The organism is Buchnera aphidicola (Brevicoryne brassicae) (assembly GCF_005082825.1).
Classification (GTDB): Bacteria; Pseudomonadota; Gammaproteobacteria; order Enterobacterales; family Enterobacteriaceae; genus Buchnera; species Buchnera aphidicola_AK.
This window is the reverse complement of sequence record NZ_CP034882.1, coordinates 178,348-199,275: the sequence shown is the minus strand read 5'-3', so window position 1 is coordinate 199,275 and position 20,928 is coordinate 178,348. Positions and strand designations below refer to the sequence as shown.

The window sequence follows — 20,928 nt, the reverse complement described above, 5'->3', positions numbered from 1 at the left end:
ATTATAAATACAAGATTTTAGAAAAAATACATCTTTTACATTCTTTTATAATAAGTCAAAATCAATATGGAAAATAGTCTTTTTGTTACGAAACGCAACGGAAATAAAGAAAAAATAAATTTAGATAAAATTCATAAAGTATTAAATTGGGCTGCTGAAGGATTAGATAATGTATCTGTTTCTCAAGTGGAATTACGTTCTCGAATTCAATTTTATAATAATATTACCACCGTTAATATTCATGAAACTATTATTAAAGCTGCAGCTGATTTAATTTCACAAGATACACCAGATTATCAATATATGTCTGCAAGACTAGCTATTTTTCATCTTAGAAAAAAAGCTTATGGTAAATTTGAACCCCCTATGTTATATGAACATGTAAAAAAAATGGTTTCTTTAGGAAAATATGATCAAAGTTTATTAAAAAATTATTCTTATGAAGAATATTTAAAGATGAACTCTTTTATTGATCATTGGCGAGATATGAATTTTTCATATGCTGCTGTAAAACAATTAGAAGGTAAATATTTAATACAAAATCGTACTACCGGACAAATATATGAAAGCGCCCAATTTTTATATATTTTAATTTCTGCATGTTTATTTTCTGCATATCCAAAAAACACTCGAATGAATTACGTTCAGCGTTTCTACAATGCAATTTCAACTTTTAAGATTTCATTGCCAACTCCTATTATGTCTGGTGTAAGAACGCCAACTCGTCAGTTTAGTTCTTGTGTTTTAATTGAATGCGATGATAATCTTGATTCTATAAATGCAACAACTAGTTCTATCGTAAAATATGTTTCTCAACGTGCAGGTATTGGTATTAATGCTGGTAAAATTCGTGCAATAGGAAGTCCTATTAGAAATGGAGAAGCATATCATACTGGTTGTATTCCATTTTATAAGTATTTTCAAAGTGCAGTGAAATCTTGTTCTCAAGGAGGAGTAAGAGGTGGAGCTGCAACTATTTTTTATCCAATCTGGCATTTAGAAGTTGAAAGTTTATTAGTTTTAAAAAATAATAGAGGTATTGAAGAAAATAGAGTGCGTCATGTTGACTATGCAGTTCAGATTAATAAATTAATGTATGAAAGAATGTTATCAGGGGAAAAAATTACATTATTTAGCCCCTCTGATGTACCTCAATTGTACGAAACATTTTTTTCCGATCAAGAAAAATTTGAAAAAATATATACAAAATATGAAAAAAATAAAAATATAAGAAAAAAAAGCATTAAAGCATTAGATTTGTTTTCTTTGATAATGCAAGAAAGAACTTCTACTGGACGTATTTATATACAACATGTAGATCATTGTAATTCACATAGTCCATTTAATCCAAAATTATCTCCAATAAAACAATCTAATTTATGTTTAGAAATTACATTGCCAACTAAATCTTTACATGACATATATGATAAAAATGGAGAAATTGCACTGTGTACATTATCAGCATTTAATTTGGGAAAGATTAATAATCTTAATGAATTTAAAGAATTATCTATATTATCTGTACGTGCTCTTGATGAGATATTAGAATATCAATATTATCCTATACCAGCAGCAAAGAAATCATCTATTTCTAGACGTTCTTTAGGTATTGGAGTCATTAATTTTGCATATTATTTAGCCAAAAACAAAGTACGCTATTCAGATGGCAGTGCAAAAAACTTAACACATAAAACTTTTGAAGCAATACAATATTATTTATTAGAAGCATCATGCGAATTAGCTAAAGAAAAAGGAGCCTGTTCTTTATTTAATCAAACTAATTATTATTTAGGAAAACTACCTATTGATACATATAAAAAATATCTTGATGAAATATGCAATGAACCTCTTCATCTAGATTGGAATTTATTACGTAATAAAATAAAAAAATATGGTTTAAGAAATTCAACACTATCTGCTTTAATGCCTTCAGAAACGTCTTCTCAAATATCTAATGCAACTAATGGCATTGAACCACCAAGAGGATTTGTTAGTATTAAAGTATCAAAAGACGGAATATTACGTCAAGTAGTTCCTGATTATAAAAAGTTAAAATCACAATACGAACTACTTTGGGATATACCAAATAATGTTGGATATTTGCAATTAGCTGGTATTATGCAAAAATTTATTGATCAATCTATTTCTGTAAATACTCATTATGATCCAAAAAGATTTTTAAATGATAAAATTCCTATGAAACAACTTCTTTATGATTTACTTTTATCTTATAAACTGGGTTTAAAAACATTATATTATCAAAATGTTCGTGATGGTTCTGAAGATGATCAAAATATTATGTCCGAATCTATAAACGAAAATATTTGTGAAAGTGGTTCATGTATTATATAAATGCAAAAATTTATAAATACTAAAAACATATTTCGCTAAAACGATAAAATTAATAATTAGGTATAAAAAATATGTCTTATACAATTTTTTCACAAAAAAAAAATAATCAACTTAAAGAACCTATGTTCTTTGGACAATCTGTAAATATTGCTAGATACGATCAGCAAAAATATAATATTTTTGAGAAACTGATTGAAAAACAATTATCATTTTTTTGGAGGCCAGAAGAAATAGATCTTTCTCGAGATAGAATAGATTTTCAAAATTTACCTGATCACGAAAAACATATTTTTATTAGTAATTTGAAATACCAAACATTACTTGACTCTATACAAGGCAGAAGTCCTAACATAGCTTTTTTGCCTATTATTTCTATTCCTGAATTAGAAACATGGATTGAAACCTGGTCTTTTTCAGAAACTATTCATTCACGTTCTTATACACATATAATTAGAAATATTGTTAATTCTCCATCTTTAATATTCGATGATATTATTTCAAATAAACACATTAATGATAGAGCACAAAACATTTCTATATACTATGATGAATTAATAAAAATCACTAGTTATTGGCATTTACTAGGTGAAGGAATGCATTTAGTTAATGGAAAAAAAATTAAAATTACTTTGAATTTATTAAAAAAAAAATTATATCTATGTTTAATAAGTGTAAACGTTTTAGAAGCAATTAGATTTTATGTTAGTTTTGCATGTTCATTCGCATTTGCAGAAAGAGAATTAATGGAAGGAAATGCAAAAATTATACGATTAATAGCACGAGATGAAGCTTTACATTTAACAGGAACTCAACATATTTTAAATATTTTAAATAATATAAACAACGATGAAGAAATGGAAGATATTATTGCAGAATGTCAAGAAGAAGCTATAAATATATTTATATCAGCATCTGAACAAGAAAAAAAATGGGCTGAATATTTATTTCAAAACGGTTCAATGCTTGGATTAAATAAAGACATAATTTGTCAATATGTAGAATATATTACTAATATTCGCATGCATGCTATAGGTTTTAAAATGCTTTTTAAAAAAAAATCTAATCCCATTCCTTGGATTAATTCTTGGTTAAATTCTGATCACATACAAAATGCACCTCAAGAAACAGAAATTAGTTCATATTTAGTTGGACAAATTGATTCAGAAGTGTCTGATAATGAATTTAAAAAATTTAAATTATAAAATGACTTATTCTATTATTGAAATAATAAACATCAAAACAAAAATTTCATACAAAAAAAATACCTCATTATTATCTATTTTAGAATTAAATAATATTAGGGTAGAATATCAATGCCGATCTGGTTACTGCGGAGTATGTCGTATTGAATTAATAAAGGGGCATATAATCTATTCAATAAAACAGCCCATAGCTGCTTTATTGACGAAAAAAGACATTTTTCCCTGTTGCTGTCAACCAAATGGACACATTGTAATTAACATTTAAAAAACATTATATAATTTATACAGATTGAATTGCTGTCAACGCAATAGTATAAATTATATCTTCTACTGAAGCTCCACGGGATAAATCATTTACTGGTTTTTTTAATCCTTGTAATATAGGACCAATAGAAACTATATTTGCAGTTCGTTGAACTGCTTTGTAAGCTATATTACCAGAATTTAAATCAGGAAAAACAAATATATTTGCAGATCCTTTAATTGGTGAATTAGGAGATTTTAATTGAAAAACGGTTTTCGAAACACTCGCATCGTACTGAATAGGACCATCTACAATTAAATCAGGGTGTCTATTTTTAATAATAGAAGTAGCTTTTCTTACTTTTTCTACTTCACATCCATGTCCAGAATAACCAGTAGAATAAGATAGCATAGCTATACGTGGTTCTACTCCAAATATTTTTAAAGAATAAGAAGATTGAATAGCAATTTCGGCTAGTTCTTCTGCAGTTGGATTAATATTAACAGCACAATCAGCATAAATTAACACTTTGTTTGGTAATAACATGAAAAAAATAGATGAAACTAATGAAGTATGAGCATTAGTTTTAATTAATTGAAGTGCTGGAAGTATAGTATTAGCTGTAGTGTTTACTGATCCAGATACCAATCCATCTACTTCATTTCCTTCAAGTATTAAAGTAGCTAAAACGATATTTTCTTCTAATATTTTCTTTGCAAAATTTTTATTTAGACCTTTGTTCTTTCTAAGTTCTAAAAAACGAGAAATATATTTATCTCTTATCAAAATAGGATTAATTATTTCAATGTTTTTATCTAAATTAATACCGTTTTCATTTGCTATATTATGAATTTTTCTTTTATCTCCTAATAATACACATTGTGCAATATTATTTTTTTGACATATAGAAGCAGCTTTTAATATCCTAATTTCATATGACTCTGGTAAAATAATACGTTTCTTATATTTTCTTGACAAATATTTTAAATAACAAAAAAATTCTTTAGGAGAATATGTCATATGATAATTATTTTGTTTTTTTGGAATTATTATAGAAGAATAAATAAAAAAATAAGAAATGTATTTTTGTAGTTTCTTAATATGAGTTTTGTCTTTTAAACTAATATTAAAATTAAAATTCTGTAATTGAGATAAAACATCAATAGTATTTTTTTTTGTAAAAGCAATATGAATATTTTTTTTAATTAAAATATTACATAAAAGAATAATATTCTTTTCAGATATTGATACTCCTGTCAATATAATACCAACAATTTTATTACTATTAAAAGTCAAACTGAACATATCTATAAACGTATCTATACGACTGTAAGAAACTATTATAAGAGTATTAAAATAATCTTTTTTTGTCATATTGTTACAACTTTCATCAAATATAACTACTTCTTCTACAATAGAATTTTTTGTTTTTAATGAATTAAGAAATGGAATATCTAAAAAATTGTAAATATGTATTATATATGTTTTTTTAATGTTTTTATTCCAAGGTATACAAGCTATAGTTGGAACTAACGTATTTGTAAATATTTCTTTCTTATTTTCTAATTCTTTTTGATTTTCTTTGATATTTTTTAAAATTTTTAATTTTTTAATAAAATTGATTTTTTTTTCAATAAAAGGGGAATTAATTTTATTAAAAATCACTCCTAAAACATTCTTAAATTTCTTTTTTTTTATGATTAATTCTATTTTTTTTTCTTTTTCTTTTAAACTTTCTAAAGAATTATTTTTTAAATTTACTAAAAAAATCACTTCTGCACTTAAATTTTGAGAAATATCATAATTCATTTCTTGAGAATAAATATTTACATTATTATTTAATCCTTCAATTAAAACTAATTCATATAAAGATTTTTTATAATAAATATCTTCAATTGTTGTATTTAGTAAAGAAAAATAATCAGAAGAATAAAAAAATTTCTTAGAAAAATCTTTACCATTTAATATATGCACAAATTTTGAAAAATATTTACTAATAATAAAAGATGTATCATTTTGTAAGTTATTTGAACAAGAAAAATATAATATAGATTTTTGAGAATTGTTTTTAAATATCTTTTTATTAAAAAAATAAATTATACTTATACTAATAGAACTTAAACCAACATCTTCATCTAAAGGAATTAACATTATAATACGTGACATAATCATCCTACATGATACATAAACAGAAATTCATAAAAAAATAGTTATTTTTGATTAATTAAATTCATAGTTTCTTGAGCTATTAATAATTCTTCATTTGTTGAAATAACAAATACTGGAGGAGAATTCAATTCAGTAATTAATCCAGATTTACCTCCTTTAGTAGATAAATTAAGTTTTAAATTAATTCTAAAACCTAAAAGAGATAATCTAGATAACGTTAATTCTCTAATTAAAGGCACATTTTCTCCAATACCTCCAGTAAAAATAACAGCATCTAAACGATTTTCCATTAAAGTTGTATAAGCAGAAATGTATTTAGCTAATCGATGACAAAAAACATCTACAGATCTTTTGGCTTCTTTTTTTAAATTATAATTTTTTTCAAAATAACGAAAATCACTACTTATTCCGCTTAAACCTAATAAACCTGATTTTTTAGTTAATATACTTTCAATTTCATCAAACTTTATATGAAGTTTTTTATTCATAAAAAAAATAATAGAAGGATCTATATCTCCACTTCTTGTCCCCATTACTAATCCTTCTAAAGGAGTCAAACCCATAGAAGTATCTACGCATACACCATTACAAATAGCTGAAATTGAAGACCCATTGCCTAAATGACAACTTATAATATTTAAAGAATTAAAATTTTTATTTAAAATAATACAAATTTTACGAGCAATATAATGATGACTAATGCCATGAGCACCGTAACGTCTAATACCATGTTTTTTATAAAAATCATAAGGAATTGCATATAAAAAAGAAGTTTTAGGCATATCCTTATAAAAGGATGTATCAAAAACTGCTACATTTTTTTTTGATAAAATTGGATATTTTTCTATAATTACTTTAATTCCGATTAAATTTGCTGGATTATGTAATGGAGCAAACGAAATAGCATCTTGAATATATTTAATCACTGTGTCATTAATTAACATAGATTCTTTAATTTTAATTCCTCCATGAACTACTCTATGTCCTATTCCAATTAAATTTTTCAAAATATCTTTTTGTTTTAATAATACCTGTTCTATAACAAAATCTAAAGCAAATTTATGATTAATATTTGAACCTAATATTTTTTTATGTTTTGTTCCTAAAAATTTCCATGTAATATATGTATCTGGCAAAAACAAACGTTCTACTAAACCAGATAAATATGTCTTTTCATTATCAGGATTTAATATTGCAAATTTTACAGAAGAACTGCCACAGTTTAATACAAAAATCAAATTTTTCAATTTTTTTATCCATTTTTTATAATACGATGATATTTTGTTCAGACAAAAATTCATTAATTTAAATTAATAACAATATAATTAATTTTTTATACCTATGAAATTAGGAAAATAATATGAATCTTCAAAAAAAAATTATCAATCTATTAAAAGTAAAATCAGTAATTATACCAGAAATAGAAATCAAACATCGTATTAATTTTTTAAAAAAATATTTGCTTAATAATCTTTATTTAAAATCTTTAATAATTGCTATTAGTGGAGGACAAGACTCTACATTAACTGGGAAACTATGTCAAATAACTGTTGAAGAATTAAGAAATGAAACAAAGGATATCAACTATCAATTAATTGCATTACGATTACCATACGGTATTCAAAAAGATGAAAAAGATTGCAAAGATGCAATTAATTTTATACGTCCAGATCAAGTATTTAATATAAACATAAAAAATGCAGTTTTAAGCTCTGAAAAATCATTAAAAAAATCTGGTATTATTATTTCAGATCATATAAAAGGAAATGAAAAATCAAGAGAAAGAATGAAAGTACAGTATAGTGTTGCTGCTGTAAAAAATGGTCTTGTAGTAGGAACAGGAAATGCATCAGAAATTATTAGTGGTTTTTTTACAAAACATGGAGACAATGGAACAGATATTAATCTCATTGCTACATTAAATAAACGACAAGGTAAATCTTTATTAAAAATACTAGGATGTCCTAGTCACCTATATTTAAAAAAACCAACAGCAGATCTTGAAGATGAAAACCCACAGAGAGAAGATGAATCTGTTTTAGGTGTAACATATAATGAAATTGATTCTTATTTAGAAGGAAAAAAAATAGATTCTTATAGTAAAAAAATTATTGAAAATTTATATTTAAGAACCTTTCATAAAAGAAATAAACCAATTTCATTATAAAAAAATAAAACATTTAATGTAATATAATTTTTTTTTGTTCAATAGAATGAATTTGGACTTTGATAATTTCACTAATTGGATCTTCGGGGCAATGTTCTACAAAATAAATTAAATCAGTCAAAGCAACATGATTACATTCTAATTGTGCATATATCAATCCTCTATCACGGATTTCATATGGATCATTGGGATCAATTTTTAATAGTAAATTAGTCACATTTAATGCTAACTCCATTTTTTTTTCTTCCATTAAAGCAGATTTTAATGTATCTAACATTTTACGAATAACACTTATGGATTCAGCTTTATATAAATCATTTTCATATAATTCTGCTGTAGGACTGATATTACCTTTTAGCCAAACTTCTAATGTATGTTGATCTAACATATCACCATTAAAAGGGTTAATTAGCCATTTTTTTTTGTTAATCCAATCTGCTCTTAAAATAAGTTGAGTAGGAAATATAACAGGATTTAAAGGTAATTTTAATTCTTGTGCAATATGCAATAATAAAATTCCTAAAGACACTGCGGTACCTTGACGTGTTTTTAGTACATTGTCAATCCAAAGTGTATCTGAAAGTTTATAAATACCACTAGCACCACCAAAGTTCCAATGATTGTAAAATAATTCTAATAATTTTTCTAATTTTCTATTTGGTTTGCATTCAGATGAAATATAAGCTTCAGCTTCTTTTATTCTAATTTTTAATTCAGATATAACAGAATTTGTAGGAAAGTCTTCTCGAATAATTTGAGAAGCAGTAATAATAGATTCAAAAAGTGATAATTTAGAAAAATCAATGTTAGAAAGAGATTTCATATTTTTAATAATCGTAATATTTTTAAAAAAATTAAAAATTTAAATTTTATAAGTTATTATACAATTATATATATATTTTTTAATAATGTATAATATTGTTTTTTATTATTATAAAGATAGTATTTTTTCACTTTTAAAAAAACATCTAAAAAAACTGTAACATATTTATTTATTATATTTTTGACCAATTGTAACACGATCATTACCTCCATAATCTTTATAAGATTTAATATTAAAAAAATTATATTTTTTAAACAAACTTTGTACTTTCAATTTTTGCCTCCATCCATGTTCTATTAACAACCAACCTTCAGAAAAAAGGTAATTACTTGCTTTTTTTATAATATTTTCAATATCTGATAGTCCATTATTTTTTGATATAAGAGCATCAAAAGGCTCAAAAAAAATGTCTTTTTTTAAAAATTTTAATTCTTTTATGCTGATATATGGTGGATTACTTACAATAATATTAAACTTTTTATTTATATGTGAAAACCAATCACTAAAAAAAAAATAAACATTTCTTAAATTCAATTTAAGTGCATTCATTCGAGCTATTTCAAGAGCTTTATTTGATTTATCAATACCAATAATATTCCAAGAAGAACAAGTACTTGCTAAAGCTAAAGCAATAGCTCCAGATCCAGTACCTAAATCAAGAATTGAGGCAGATTTTTGTGTTATTCTAGATATTACTTGTTCAACCAAAACTTCTGTATCAGGTCTTGGAATAAGAGTATCATATGAGACATACAAAGATAAAGACCAGAATTCTTTTTCTTTTGTTATATATGCCATAGGTTCTCCTAAAGATCTACGATAAATCAAAGAATTTAAATGTTTATATTGTTTTTGACTTAATTTTATTTTATCAGAAGTTAAAATAAAACTACGAGGATAACCTGAAACATAACTTAGTAAAAACTCAGATTCATATTTAGGATTATCAAGATAAGATAATATTTTAATCGATTTTTTCAACCAATTTTTAATGTTCATAATGTACTTTTAGATAAAGAAGAAAGTATATCCGCTTGATATTCTTGAATTATTGGTTCAATAAGAAATTCTAATTTTCCTTGTAATACTTCGTTTAATTTATATATGGTAAGATTAATTCTATGATCTGTAATTCTATTTTGAGGAAAATTATATGTTCTGTTTCTATCTGATCTTTCTCCACTACCTAATAAAAGTCGTCTCATGTAAGCATTTTCTTGATGAGTTTTTTCTACTTTTTCTGCATGTACCCGAGCTGATAAAATAGACAATGCTTTTGCCTTATTTTTATGTTGTGATCGTTCATCTTGACATTCTACTACATGACCAGTAGGAATATGAGTAATTCGAATAGCAGAATCAGTAGTATTCACATGTTGTCCTCCAGCTCCAGAAGAACGAAAAGTATCAATTTTTAAGTCAGAAGGATTAATTTCTTCGATTTTAGTGTTTGGTTGCACTGGCATAATAGCAACAGTACAAGTAGAGGTATGAATTCTACCTTGTGATTCTGTCTCTGGTACTCTTTGAACACGATGACCACCGGATTCAAATTTTAAACGACCACAAGCTCCTTTTCCTGTAATTTTTGCAATTACTTCTTTAAATCCTCCTTTTTCGCTTTCACTAGTACTCATGATTTCTACTTTCCATAAACAAGATTCAGCATATCTAGTATACATTCTAAATAGTTCACCAGCAAAAATTGAAGATTCATCACCACCTGTTGCAGCTCTTATTTCAATGAAACAACTGTGTTTATCATTAGGATCTTCAGGAATTAATAATTCGTTAATTTTTTTCTCTAAGACTTTCTTTCTTTTATCAAATAAAAAGAGTTCTTCTTCTACTAAATTTTGTATTTCTATATCGTTAAATAAAGAATGAACATTTTTAATATCAGTTTCTAATTTTTCCCATTCTATAAAACATTTCACAATTTCAGAAAGTTTTAAATACTCTTGAGATAGACTCTTTAACTTATCTCGATTTGATATAATATTTTTTTGAGTAAGTAAAATTTCAATTTCTTGATAACGATTTCGTAAAGATTTTAATTTATTTAAAATAGAATTATTCATAATGTTTTCCATTTATTAAAATATTTTAAAAAAAAATTAATTAATATTTATGTTATGTAATTATTAATATATTTTATATATAAAAATATATTTTTTATTTAATAATTTATAAACATTAAAAAATTAAAATATCTACATTACTAAATTAGTATATCATTTTTAATATTTTCATTGTAATTTTAATAAAAACCAATTTGAATATACTTTAATAAGTAGAAAAATAAAAAAATGATTTATACATGGCCATCTCCTGCAAAAATCAATCTTTTTTTATACGTAACTGGTAGACGTTTAGATGGATATCATTATATACAAACATTGTTTCAATTTCTCAATTACAGTGATACATTGAAAATTATTCCTAATAAAACAGGTAAAATTAAATTATTTACCAAAAAAAAATCTCTTATTAACATACAAAATACTATTATCAATGCTGCTGAATTATTAAAAGAAAAAGCATTACTATATAAAAAAATAAAGTCTTACAATTTAGGAGCTAAAATTTTTTTAAATAAAATAATACCAATCGGTAGTGGATTAGGAGGTGGTTCTTCTAATGCAGCAACTACTTTAGTTGTTTTAAATAAATTATGGAATACACAATTTACGCTAAAAGAACTTGCTTTATTCGGTCTCGAAATAGGAGCCGATGTACCTTTTTTTATTATGGGAAAAACATCTATTGGTGAGGGAATAGGAGAAATTTTATATCCAATTAGACAAGAAGAAAAATGGTATTTAATTGTATATCCTAACATACGGATATTAACAAAAAATATATTTTCAAGCCCTTATTTAATAGTAAAATCCCCTAAAAAATCTATCAAAACATTATTAAAATCAGATTTTAGAAATGATTTTGAAAATATATTAAAAAGACAATTTATTACAATAAAAAAATTAATTGTAACGTTGTCTACATATGCACCTTCAAGAATAACAGGTACTGGATCTTGTGTTTTTTCTGAATTTAATAATAAAAAAGACGCTGAAAAAGTTTTTTCCTTGTTACCTAAAAATATGCGAGGATTTATAACAAAAAGTGTTAATATTTCACCATTGCATAGTATTGTTTACAAAAGAAAAGATATGTTTTTTTAATTAAGAAAAAATTTTTATACGAATTTATACATCAAATTTTTTTAAAATTTGACAAAAAAACAAAAAATACAATTAACTGAAAATATCACATAGAGAAATAAGGTTTTTTATGCCCGATATGAAACTTTTTGCAGGAAATTCTATTCCCAAACTAGCAAAGTTTATTGCCAATCGACTGTATATTAATTTAGGAAACGCTTCTGTAGGTCGATTTAGTGATGGCGAAATTAGTGTTCAAATAAATGAAAATGTAAGAGGCGGAGATGTCTTTATCATTCAATCTACTTGTTCACCTACCAATGATAATATAATGGAACTGGTTGTGATGGTAGATGCTTTAAGAAGAGCTTCAGCTGGTAGAATTACTGCAGTAATACCATATTTCGGATATGCTCGTCAAGATCGTCGAGTAAGATCAGCACGAGTCCCCATAACAGCAAAAGTAGTAGCTGATTTTCTATCTAGTATTGGAGTAGATCGCGTACTAACGGTAGATCTTCATGCAGAACAAATACAAGGTTTTTTTGATGTACCTGTTGATAATGTGTTTGGTAGTTTAATTCTTCTAGAAGACATGCTTCAAAGAGAATTAAAAAATCCAATTGTAGTTTCACCTGATATTGGTGGAGTAGTGAGAGCCAGAGCAATTGCTAAATTACTTTATGATACTGACATGGCAATCATAGATAAAAGAAGACCTCGTGCTAATGTTTCTCAAATTATGCATATTATTGGTGATGTAGCAAATCGTGATTGTATTTTGGTAGATGATATGATAGATACAGGAGGAACTTTATGTAAAGCTGCAGAGGCTCTTAAAGAAAGAGGAGCTAAAAGAGTTTTTGCATATGCTACTCATCCTATCTTTTCTGGAAATGCCTTTACTAACTTAAAAAACTCTGTTATTGATGAAGTTGTAGTGTGCGATACAATACCATTGTCAAAAAATATTGAATTACTACCTAATGTACGTACACTAACTTTATCAGGTATGTTAGCCGAAGCTATAAGAAGGATTAGTAACGAAGAATCTATTTCAGCAATGTTTGAACATTAAAAATTTTATTGTGTTTTTTAAAGATCTTTAAATATATGTAATACTAAGCACACTATAATTTTTTTATTATAAATAATGTGCTTAGTTTTAAAAACTATTAAATAATTCTAAAAAATCATTAATAATATCAAAAAAAACAAAAATAAAAATAGAAGTTTTCATGTAATCGTTATAAATAGAAATACTAAGATTTTTAAAAATAAAAAGAAAAAAAAACACGAATATTACACCACGAAAAACTCCAAAAAAACCTCCTAAAATAATATTAAAATAAAAAAAATCAATTTTTTTAATTATATTCTTTAAAAAACAATTTAATAGTTTTTTAACAACAAAAAAAAAATTATTAACATAAATATTAAACTTTTTTTTGAAAGAAAAATATCCTGTAAAGCATTTTCATAAAAAGAACTAAAATAATAATAATTATTTAAAAAATAAAAATTAAAAAACCAAAAAAAAGAAGATAAAAATTCTTTATAAAAACCACGTATTAATCCAAGCAAAAAAGAAAGTAAAAGAGTAAATATAATAATATAATCTATAAAAAACATACATTTTGTAAACCTATTTTTTTGTCTATATTTTTCGAAAAAATAAATTCTGCAACAGCAAGAAAAGACCCAAAAACTAAAATAGTATCTTCTTTTTTTACTATTTTATATAATTCCTTATAACATGTATCAATACTATCTGAGAAAAATGTATTATTTTTAGGTAATGCTTTTTTTAATTCATTTATAGTAGCAGTTCGAACATTCCTCAAAGGTGCTGCATACCAATAATGAATTTTATTCTTTAAAGGACAAACAATGCCTGAAATATCTTTATCGCGAAACATACCTATTATTGCATATATTTTTCCTTTTAAAGGAATTTCATCAATTTTTTTTGATAAATATAAAGCTGCATCTGGATTATGAGCTACATCAAGAATAATATTAGGAAAAGAAGAAATAACTTGAAATCTACCTGGTAAATTAATAGTTAAAAGAGATTTTCTTATAATTTTTTCACTAATCTTAAAACCTGAATAGTATAGTGCCGATAATGCAATAGCAGCGTTAGAAAGAGGTATTTGAGTTATAGGTAAATCAAAAAACTGAACATCTGAATGAATAAAACTCCAACTATAATTATTTTTTTTCCAAAACCAATCTATATTAATTTTTTTTAATATTGCGTTTTTTTCTTGCGCTATTTGATTCATGGAGTCTGGGATGTTTTTTTCTCCAATTACAGAAATTTTGTTTTTTCTAAAAATACCAGATTTTTCACGTGCAATACTTGAACGATTTTTTCCTAAAATATTTGTATGATCTATTCCTATATTAGTAATTATAGATAAATTAGAATCTATAATATTAGTAGCATCTAATCTTCCTCCTAGTCCTACTTCTAGTATTAGAATATCTAAAGAATGTTTTTTAAATAAAATTAATGATGAAAGTGTAATAAATTCAAAATAAGTCAAAATAGTTTTTTTTCTTGCAAATTCTATCTTCTTAAAGGAAGATATATGTTCTTCTTCAGTTAGAAAACACCCATTAATTCTAACTCTTTCTAAATAGCTTATTAAATGAGGAGAAGTATATAGTCCAACTTGATAACCTGCATTTAAAAATATTCCTTCTAACATTGCGCAAGTTGTACCTTTCCCATTAGTACCTGCAACAGTAAAAATAAACGTTTTAAAACTCAAAAGATCTAATCTTTTTGCTATAGATTTTAATTCGTAAAGATTTCTTACTTTCTTATCAAATTGTTCTAAATATTTTAACCATATAGATAAGGTGTTGTTTTTAATAATCATATTATTATTTTTATTTGTTTTATATAAAAGAAGACTTGTATTTTTTATAACAATTTACATATATCATAAAAACATAAAATTTTTTTATAATGTAAAATAGTATTGTTAATAAATGTAGTAAATAAAATTATCAATATAACAAACAATGTAAAAAAAATTGAAATAATAAAAAAATTTTTTGAGGAGTATTTTTATACTTATAAAAATTAAAACAATTGATAATCCATATTCAATTATGATATTTTTTTCTATAATAAAAGATAGAAAAAAATAGCGGGATACTATCTACAGAAAATCAAATATCACTTAATTTTAGGGAAATCAAAAATAAAAATAAAGCAGTAAAAAAACATTTTCATCATCAATATTTTTAGCAACTCTAAAAATCTTAGGGATGCGAGGTATTATAATGTTTTTTTCTTGGAATTGTTATTAAAACATATTTTTAAAGAAAGAAACAAAAAATAAAGATAAAAACCAGTAAAATTGATAAAAATAATAATTTTTTAAAGATTTTTGTATTATAAATATAATTATCTATTACAAATATTACTCACATTAACAATAAAAAAATCCAAAGTATTTTCATAAAAGAGATATAAATTACTATTTATATCCTAAAAAATAAATTTTAAAAATTAATAATTTTATCTTTAAAAATTATAAAAATGACATTAATTTAATAAAATTAATTAACGGATTTGGATATACACCTAATATTAAAATTATCATTGCTGAAAAAAATATAATTATTGCTGAAGGAGCATATAACCAATTTTTGAATATATTCAACTTTTGTCCTAATAATATATTTGATGGATCTAAATATAAATTAATAATAATTCTCAAATAACAATAAAAACCTAATATAGTACTAACTAAAAAAGAAATTCCTACTATCCATAAATGCTCTTTTATAATAATTGATAATATATAAAATTTTCCAATAAATCCTAAAGTCATTGGAAAACCAGCCAAAGAAAGCAAAACAAGAGTTAATATACTAGATAAACCTGGTTCTGACCAAAAAAATCCTTTATATGAAGATATAGAGTTAACACTATTATTATAAAAATTAGAAACTAAATTAATAATACCAAAATATGCTATATTGCTAAATAAATAACCACATAAATAAATTGAACTAGCTTCTAAAGATAATAAATAATTATTTTTTGATACTAAGAGTACCACAAAAAGATAACCTAATTGAGAAATTGAAGAATACCCAAAAAACCTTTTAAGATTATTTTGAAAAAGTGCCATTAAATTTCCAATTAACATGGAAAAAATAGTAATCAATGATAATAAAAAATATAAAATGTTGTTATTTAAACTAGAAATATGAGATAAAAAATGTAATAAAATACCAAAAGTAGAAATTTTACCAACAGTAGAAAAAAAAGACAATACTACTGAAGGAGTTCCTTGATAAACATCAGGAGTCCATAAATGAAATGGTACAATTGATAATTTAAAAAACAAAGATATCAATATCATAATAATACCAAATACAACGACTAATTTTTCATTTAAAGATATGATGTTTAAAACATGATTAATAGATGAAAAACTTAAATTTCCAGATATAGAATAAACCCATGAAATACCTAATAGTAAAAAACTAGACGCAATACTAGATAAAATTACATATTTAAATGCAGATTCTAAAGAATGTTTTTTATTATTAAAATAAGCAATTAAACCAAACATTGGTATAGACATAATCTCAATATTAATAAATAGAGAAGACATATGATTAGACACAATCGATAAAATTGCACCTAAATTTGAAATTAATATTAATAAATAAAATTCTTCTTTATTATAAGGATACCTTACTAAAGAAGGATATGAAAAAACACATGTACTAATACTAGCAATTATAATCATTCCTATATAAAAAATAGAATAACCATCAATATGAAATAAAATACCTACATCTAATGGAACTTGTGAAGTTAAAAAAAATAATGAAAAGAATACAGCTATAAAACTTAATATAACAAACACAGCAGTAAAAAAATGATTTCGACTATAAGAAATAGATAATATAACTGTTGTTAAAGAAAAAATAACAATAAAAAAAGGTAAAAATGCTGTTAATTGTTGTATATTTATTATCATTACTCATTATAACCTTATTTTTGAAATAGAATTATTAAACTTTTTTTGAATGTTATGTATGGAATTGTACGAAGTGTTTATAATTCTTTGCGGATTAAGACCTAAAAAAATTAACATAAAAATTAGTACTATTATTATCCATAATTCTTGTTTATTAACAAAAAAAATAGGGAATTTTTTTTTAGAAGAACCGTAAAAAATTTTTTGGATAAAATTTAAAGAATAAATAGAAGAAAAAACAATACCTATTGTTGCAAATACAGATATAAATGGAAAAGTCTGAAACATTCCAGATAAAATTAAAAACTCACCAATAAAATTTCCTGTACCAGGAACACCTAAATTTGCTAAAGCAAAAAATAACGAAAAACCAGGAATCCAATAAATGTACGACCACAATCCTCCCATTTGACGAACATCTTGAGTTTTTAAACGTTTATAGAGTTGACCAGATATAATACACAAAGCTGCAGTAGATATACTATTTGATAGCATTTGAATTACAACTCCTTGAAGTGCAATTTCATTATTGCTATAAATACCAATTAAGATTAATCCCATATGAGAAATTGAAGAATAAGCAATCAATTTTTTAATATTTGTTTGAGAAAAAGCAAGCCAAGCACCATAAAATATACTTATAATACCTAAATACATTGCTATTGGAGCAAATTTTTCTGTTGAATAAGGAAAAAGGACTAAATTATACCTCAAAAGAGCATAGGGGGCTGTTTTTAATAAAACACATATAATCTCTACTGTACCACAATATGAAGATTTAGTATGAATATCAGGCAACCATCCATGAAATGGGACAATAGGCATTTTTATAGAAAATGCTAAAAAAAATCCTAGCATAATTACATATTCTATATATTTATTAATTGAGTGATCAAGTAATAAATTATAATTAAAGGTTAATATATTAGTATCTTGATAATAGTTAAAAACTAATAATAAAATAGATGACAATAATATTAAACCAGAAATTTGTCCATATATAAAAAATTTATTAGCTACAGAATACCTTTTTTCTTTTTGAATTTCATTACTCCATAAAGATATTAAAAAATACATTGGAATTAACATTATTTCCCAAAAAAAGAAAAACAAAAAAAGATCAACAGCAATAAAAACACCAATTATCGAAGTTAAAACCAACATAAAATTAAAATAAAAAAAACCTTCATTTTGCTTAATTTCATTCCATGAAGAAATAATGGCTATTATAGATAAAAAAGAAGAAAAAATTAACATTATGATTGAAAAACCATCAATTGCAATATTAAACTCAATACCAAATTGTGGTATCCAAGGTATTTTAAATTGATAATCCCAATTAGGATAGTGCAACACTGGAACAAAATAATAATTTTTTTCAAGAAAAATTTGAATTATAACTAACAATGTAAATAATATTCCGGTCAAAGCAATCCAACGAGGTATATTTTTATTTAATTTATAGGAAAAAAAAGACAAAAAACTACTAAAAAATGGAATTATGATTAATAAAGAAAGTAACATTACACGTATATTCCTATTATCCACTATAAATATTTAATGAATAGAAGTGATTTTTATTTTTAGAAAAAGTACAAAAACCATTAAAAAGAAAACCAATAAATTAAAGTTAATATAAAAATTGAATTCACACCCAATACCATTGAAACTATATAAAACCTTACGTAACCACTACTAGTTTTTAATAAATAAAAACTAAAAAAATGTATTGTTTTTACAAAAAAACAAATTATTTTATTTAAAGGATCACAAGATAATATTTTAGATATATATAAATAAAAATTTATAAATAAAACTTTATAAATAAAATCAAAAAACCATCCTTTTAAAAAAAAATAATGTATATTTTTTATATATTTAATTTTAAATAAACGATCAATAAGATCTGGATTTTGAATCCAAAAATAATAAGATAAATATATTCCAAAAATAGATAATATACTAGATATCATTTCTAATATAAATTTATCACCTACCAATAAATTAGATTGAGGAAATACATTTAGTAACTGAGGGAATATATATGTACCAAAAAAAGTAGAAAAAAATAAAAGAATTGATAAAGGTATATAAGGTATATTATGTAATACTTTATTATAAGAAGTTACTTTATGAGTAACATCCCTATGAAAAACAACAAAAATCATTCTAAACGTATACAAAGCAGTTAAAAATGAACAAAATAAAGCAATTAAAAACAAATTATTATACCCATTTTGTAAAACATTAAATAAGATATCACCTTTGCTATAAAATCCTGATGTTACTAAAGGAAAAGAACTTAAAGATGCACCTCCTACTATAAAACTACAATATAAAAAAGGCAGTGTTTTTCGTAAACCACCTAATTTAAATATATTTTTTTCATTTTGACATAATATAATTAATGAACCCGCAGACAAAAATAACAAGGCTTTAAATACTGCATGAATAATTAAATGGGTAATAGCCGCACTCCATGCCTTTACACCTAATGCTAAAAACATATAACCTATTTGACTCATAGTCGAATAAGCTAAAATACATTTTATATCATGTTGACATAAAGCAGAAACACTAGAAATTAATATTGTAATTATTCCAATCACACTTATCAGATATAATGTATCTGGAGTTAATAAAAATAAAAAATGTGTTCGTGCTATTAAATAAACACCGGCAGTTACCATAGTAGCTGCATGTATTAAAGCTGAAACAGGAGTAGGACCAACCATAGCATCTGACAACCAAGTTTGTAATGGAAACTGTGCAGATTTGCCAATTACTCCTATTAATAAAAACAGTGTGATAAAATTTAAACCATAAAAATTTTCTATATTTAAAAAACTTGATAGAAATTTAATTTCTTGAAAATTAAAAGTACCATATTCTTGGTATATTAAAAACATTGCAATAACTAAAAACACATCAGAAATACGAGTTAAAATAAATGCCTTTAAAGCACAAAAATTATTTTTACTTTTAGTATAATAAAAACCAATTAACAAATAAGAACATACACTAACTCCTTCCCATCCTAGATACATAAATAAAAAGTTATCTGCTAATACTAGTACTGACATACTTGCTATAAATAAATTAGTATAAGCAAAAAAACGTGAATTACCTTCTTTATTTTTCATATACCAAGAAGAAAAAATATTTATTAAAAAACCAACACCTGTAACCATAAGTAACATACTCAAAGACAATTCATCTAAAAGAATACTGAAATCTACTTTAAATTCTTTAATATAGACCCAATTGCATAATTTTTGAGTAAATACTTGATCAGTATTTGTAATAAGGTTTCTTCCATAAAAAAAAGTAATGATAAATGATAAAAATATTGAAAATATACCTATATAAGATGTATTTCTTTTAGAAAATACATCTTGTGAACAAGATAAAAACAAAAATCCAATTAAAGGTAAAAAAATTGTTAAAAAAATAATATTCATCCATGCATCTCGCTTAAAATATCAATATTTAATGTTTTTTGACGCCTATAAAATTGAAGTAATAGTGCTAATGCTATTCCGGCTTCTGTCGCAGCTAAAGTAATAACAAATATATACATTATTTGACCATCTGCTTGTTGCCAATAACTACCAACGACTATTAACGCCAATCCAACAGCATTCATCATTATTTCTAAGCTAATTAATATAAATAATATATTACGTCGAACTATTAAAGACGTTAAACCCAAAAGAAATAGCACTAATGATAGAAATAATCCGTGAAATAAAGAAATCATAAATTATCATCCTTTATAAAAATTAATTA

At 24.1% G+C, this 20,928-nt stretch carries 16 protein-coding genes; 6 read left to right on the top strand and 10 right to left on the bottom strand.

What is annotated here, in order from left to right:
* The first annotated feature begins 66 nt into the window (after positions 1 to 66).
* The 3 genes from nrdA to yfaE all read left to right on the top strand — a co-directional run bounded on the left by nrdA (position 67) and on the right by yfaE (position 3,819).
* Entirely contained in the window at positions 67 to 2,352 is a 2,286-nt protein-coding gene (nrdA, locus tag D9V66_RS00920; RefSeq protein ID WP_158365583.1) for a class 1a ribonucleoside-diphosphate reductase subunit alpha, read from the top strand.
* A gap of 71 nt (positions 2,353 to 2,423) precedes the next feature.
* Positions 2,424 to 3,554 (top strand): class Ia ribonucleoside-diphosphate reductase subunit beta, encoded by a 1,131-nt coding sequence (nrdB, locus tag D9V66_RS00915; protein ID WP_158365582.1) that lies wholly within the window; start codon positions 2,424 to 2,426, stop codon positions 3,552 to 3,554.
* Between the two features lies 1 nt (position 3,555).
* Complete coding sequence (gene yfaE / locus D9V66_RS00910) at positions 3,556 to 3,819, top strand: class I ribonucleotide reductase maintenance protein YfaE (RefSeq protein WP_158366026.1); 264 nt, start codon at positions 3,556 to 3,558, stop codon at positions 3,817 to 3,819.
* A gap of 15 nt (positions 3,820 to 3,834) precedes the next feature.
* Here the strand turns inward: yfaE and pta are convergent, their stop codons facing one another.
* Positions 3,835 to 5,964, bottom strand: a complete 2,130-nt coding sequence (pta, locus tag D9V66_RS00905; protein ID WP_158365581.1) for a phosphate acetyltransferase — start codon at positions 5,962 to 5,964, stop codon at positions 3,835 to 3,837.
* A 44-nt stretch (positions 5,965 to 6,008) separates the two neighbouring features.
* Positions 6,009 to 7,268 (bottom strand): acetate kinase, encoded by a 1,260-nt coding sequence (locus tag D9V66_RS00900; protein WP_158365580.1) that lies wholly within the window; start codon positions 7,266 to 7,268, stop codon positions 6,009 to 6,011.
* A 59-nt stretch (positions 7,269 to 7,327) separates the two neighbouring features.
* Between D9V66_RS00900 and nadE the strand changes: the two genes are divergently transcribed.
* Positions 7,328 to 8,134: an ammonia-dependent NAD(+) synthetase gene (gene nadE, locus D9V66_RS00895; RefSeq protein WP_158365579.1), complete on the top strand. Its 807-nt coding sequence runs from the start codon at positions 7,328 to 7,330 to the stop codon at positions 8,132 to 8,134.
* A gap of 13 nt (positions 8,135 to 8,147) precedes the next feature.
* On the opposite strand, the gene sirB1 is transcribed toward nadE, so the two are convergent.
* The 3 genes from sirB1 to prfA all read right to left on the bottom strand — a co-directional run bounded on the left by sirB1 (position 8,148) and on the right by prfA (position 11,038).
* Entirely contained in the window at positions 8,148 to 8,957 is an 810-nt protein-coding gene (gene sirB1 / locus D9V66_RS00890) for an invasion regulator SirB1 (protein ID WP_158365578.1), read from the bottom strand.
* A gap of 165 nt (positions 8,958 to 9,122) precedes the next feature.
* Entirely contained in the window at positions 9,123 to 9,956 is an 834-nt protein-coding gene (prmC, locus tag D9V66_RS00885) for a peptide chain release factor N(5)-glutamine methyltransferase (RefSeq protein ID WP_158365577.1), read from the bottom strand.
* Positions 9,953 to 11,038, bottom strand: a complete 1,086-nt coding sequence (prfA, locus tag D9V66_RS00880) for a peptide chain release factor 1 (protein ID WP_158365576.1) — start codon at positions 11,036 to 11,038, stop codon at positions 9,953 to 9,955. Before prfA ends, prmC begins: the two co-directional genes overlap by 4 nt.
* A gap of 228 nt (positions 11,039 to 11,266) precedes the next feature.
* Between prfA and ispE the strand changes: the two genes are divergently transcribed.
* Both ispE and D9V66_RS00870 read left to right on the top strand, forming a co-directional pair.
* Positions 11,267 to 12,142, top strand: a complete 876-nt coding sequence (ispE, locus tag D9V66_RS00875; protein ID WP_158365575.1) for a 4-(cytidine 5'-diphospho)-2-C-methyl-D-erythritol kinase — start codon at positions 11,267 to 11,269, stop codon at positions 12,140 to 12,142.
* Positions 12,143 to 12,251: 109 nt separating this feature from the next.
* Positions 12,252 to 13,199 (top strand): ribose-phosphate pyrophosphokinase, encoded by a 948-nt coding sequence (locus D9V66_RS00870; protein ID WP_158365574.1) that lies wholly within the window; start codon positions 12,252 to 12,254, stop codon positions 13,197 to 13,199.
* A gap of 541 nt (positions 13,200 to 13,740) precedes the next feature.
* Here the strand turns inward: D9V66_RS00870 and folC are convergent.
* From folC to nuoK, 5 genes are all read right to left on the bottom strand, one after another.
* Complete coding sequence (gene folC / locus D9V66_RS00860) at positions 13,741 to 15,012, bottom strand: bifunctional tetrahydrofolate synthase/dihydrofolate synthase (RefSeq protein ID WP_158365572.1); 1,272 nt, start codon at positions 15,010 to 15,012, stop codon at positions 13,741 to 13,743.
* A 660-nt stretch (positions 15,013 to 15,672) separates the two neighbouring features.
* Positions 15,673 to 17,139 (bottom strand): NADH-quinone oxidoreductase subunit N, encoded by a 1,467-nt coding sequence (locus tag D9V66_RS00855; RefSeq protein ID WP_158365571.1) that lies wholly within the window; start codon positions 17,137 to 17,139, stop codon positions 15,673 to 15,675.
* Between the two features lie 6 nt (positions 17,140 to 17,145).
* Entirely contained in the window at positions 17,146 to 18,663 is a 1,518-nt protein-coding gene (nuoM, locus tag D9V66_RS00850; RefSeq protein WP_158365570.1) for an NADH-quinone oxidoreductase subunit M, read from the bottom strand.
* Positions 18,664 to 18,743: 80 nt separating this feature from the next.
* Positions 18,744 to 20,600 (bottom strand): NADH-quinone oxidoreductase subunit L, encoded by a 1,857-nt coding sequence (nuoL, locus tag D9V66_RS00845; protein ID WP_158365569.1) that lies wholly within the window; start codon positions 20,598 to 20,600, stop codon positions 18,744 to 18,746.
* Positions 20,597 to 20,899: an NADH-quinone oxidoreductase subunit NuoK gene (gene nuoK, locus D9V66_RS00840; RefSeq protein WP_158365568.1), complete on the bottom strand. Its 303-nt coding sequence runs from the start codon at positions 20,897 to 20,899 to the stop codon at positions 20,597 to 20,599. The genes nuoL and nuoK overlap by 4 nt, the downstream gene beginning before the upstream one ends.
* Between the last annotated feature and the right edge of the window lie 29 nt (positions 20,900 to 20,928).

Excerpts from the sequence above, each read along its gene's own strand:
- nadE (WP_158365579.1), top strand. The coding sequence starts at position 7,328 with ATGAATCTTCAAAAAAAAATTATCAATCTATTAAAAGTAAAATCAGTA.
- pta (WP_158365581.1), bottom strand. The coding sequence starts at position 5,964 with ATGTCACGTATTATAATGTTAATTCCTTTAGATGAAGATGTTGGTTTA.
- yfaE (WP_158366026.1), top strand. The coding sequence starts at position 3,556 with ATGACTTATTCTATTATTGAAATAATAAACATCAAAACAAAAATTTCA.
- prfA (WP_158365576.1), bottom strand. The coding sequence starts at position 11,038 with ATGAATAATTCTATTTTAAATAAATTAAAATCTTTACGAAATCGTTAT.
- nrdA (WP_158365583.1), top strand. The coding sequence starts at position 67 with ATGGAAAATAGTCTTTTTGTTACGAAACGCAACGGAAATAAAGAAAAA.
- D9V66_RS00870 (WP_158365574.1), top strand. The coding sequence starts at position 12,252 with ATGCCCGATATGAAACTTTTTGCAGGAAATTCTATTCCCAAACTAGCA.
- nrdB (WP_158365582.1), top strand. The coding sequence starts at position 2,424 with ATGTCTTATACAATTTTTTCACAAAAAAAAAATAATCAACTTAAAGAA.
- nuoM (WP_158365570.1), bottom strand. The coding sequence starts at position 18,663 with ATGTTACTTTCTTTATTAATCATAATTCCATTTTTTAGTAGTTTTTTG.
- folC (WP_158365572.1), bottom strand. The coding sequence starts at position 15,012 with ATGATTATTAAAAACAACACCTTATCTATATGGTTAAAATATTTAGAA.
- nuoK (WP_158365568.1), bottom strand. The coding sequence starts at position 20,899 with ATGATTTCTTTATTTCACGGATTATTTCTATCATTAGTGCTATTTCTT.
- D9V66_RS00900 (WP_158365580.1), bottom strand. The coding sequence starts at position 7,268 with ATGAATTTTTGTCTGAACAAAATATCATCGTATTATAAAAAATGGATA.
- ispE (WP_158365575.1), top strand. The coding sequence starts at position 11,267 with ATGATTTATACATGGCCATCTCCTGCAAAAATCAATCTTTTTTTATAC.
- prmC (WP_158365577.1), bottom strand. The coding sequence starts at position 9,956 with ATGAACATTAAAAATTGGTTGAAAAAATCGATTAAAATATTATCTTAT.
- nuoL (WP_158365569.1), bottom strand. The coding sequence starts at position 20,600 with ATGAATATTATTTTTTTAACAATTTTTTTACCTTTAATTGGATTTTTG.
- D9V66_RS00855 (WP_158365571.1), bottom strand. The coding sequence starts at position 17,139 with ATGATAATAAATATACAACAATTAACAGCATTTTTACCTTTTTTTATT.
- sirB1 (WP_158365578.1), bottom strand. The coding sequence starts at position 8,957 with ATGAAATCTCTTTCTAACATTGATTTTTCTAAATTATCACTTTTTGAA.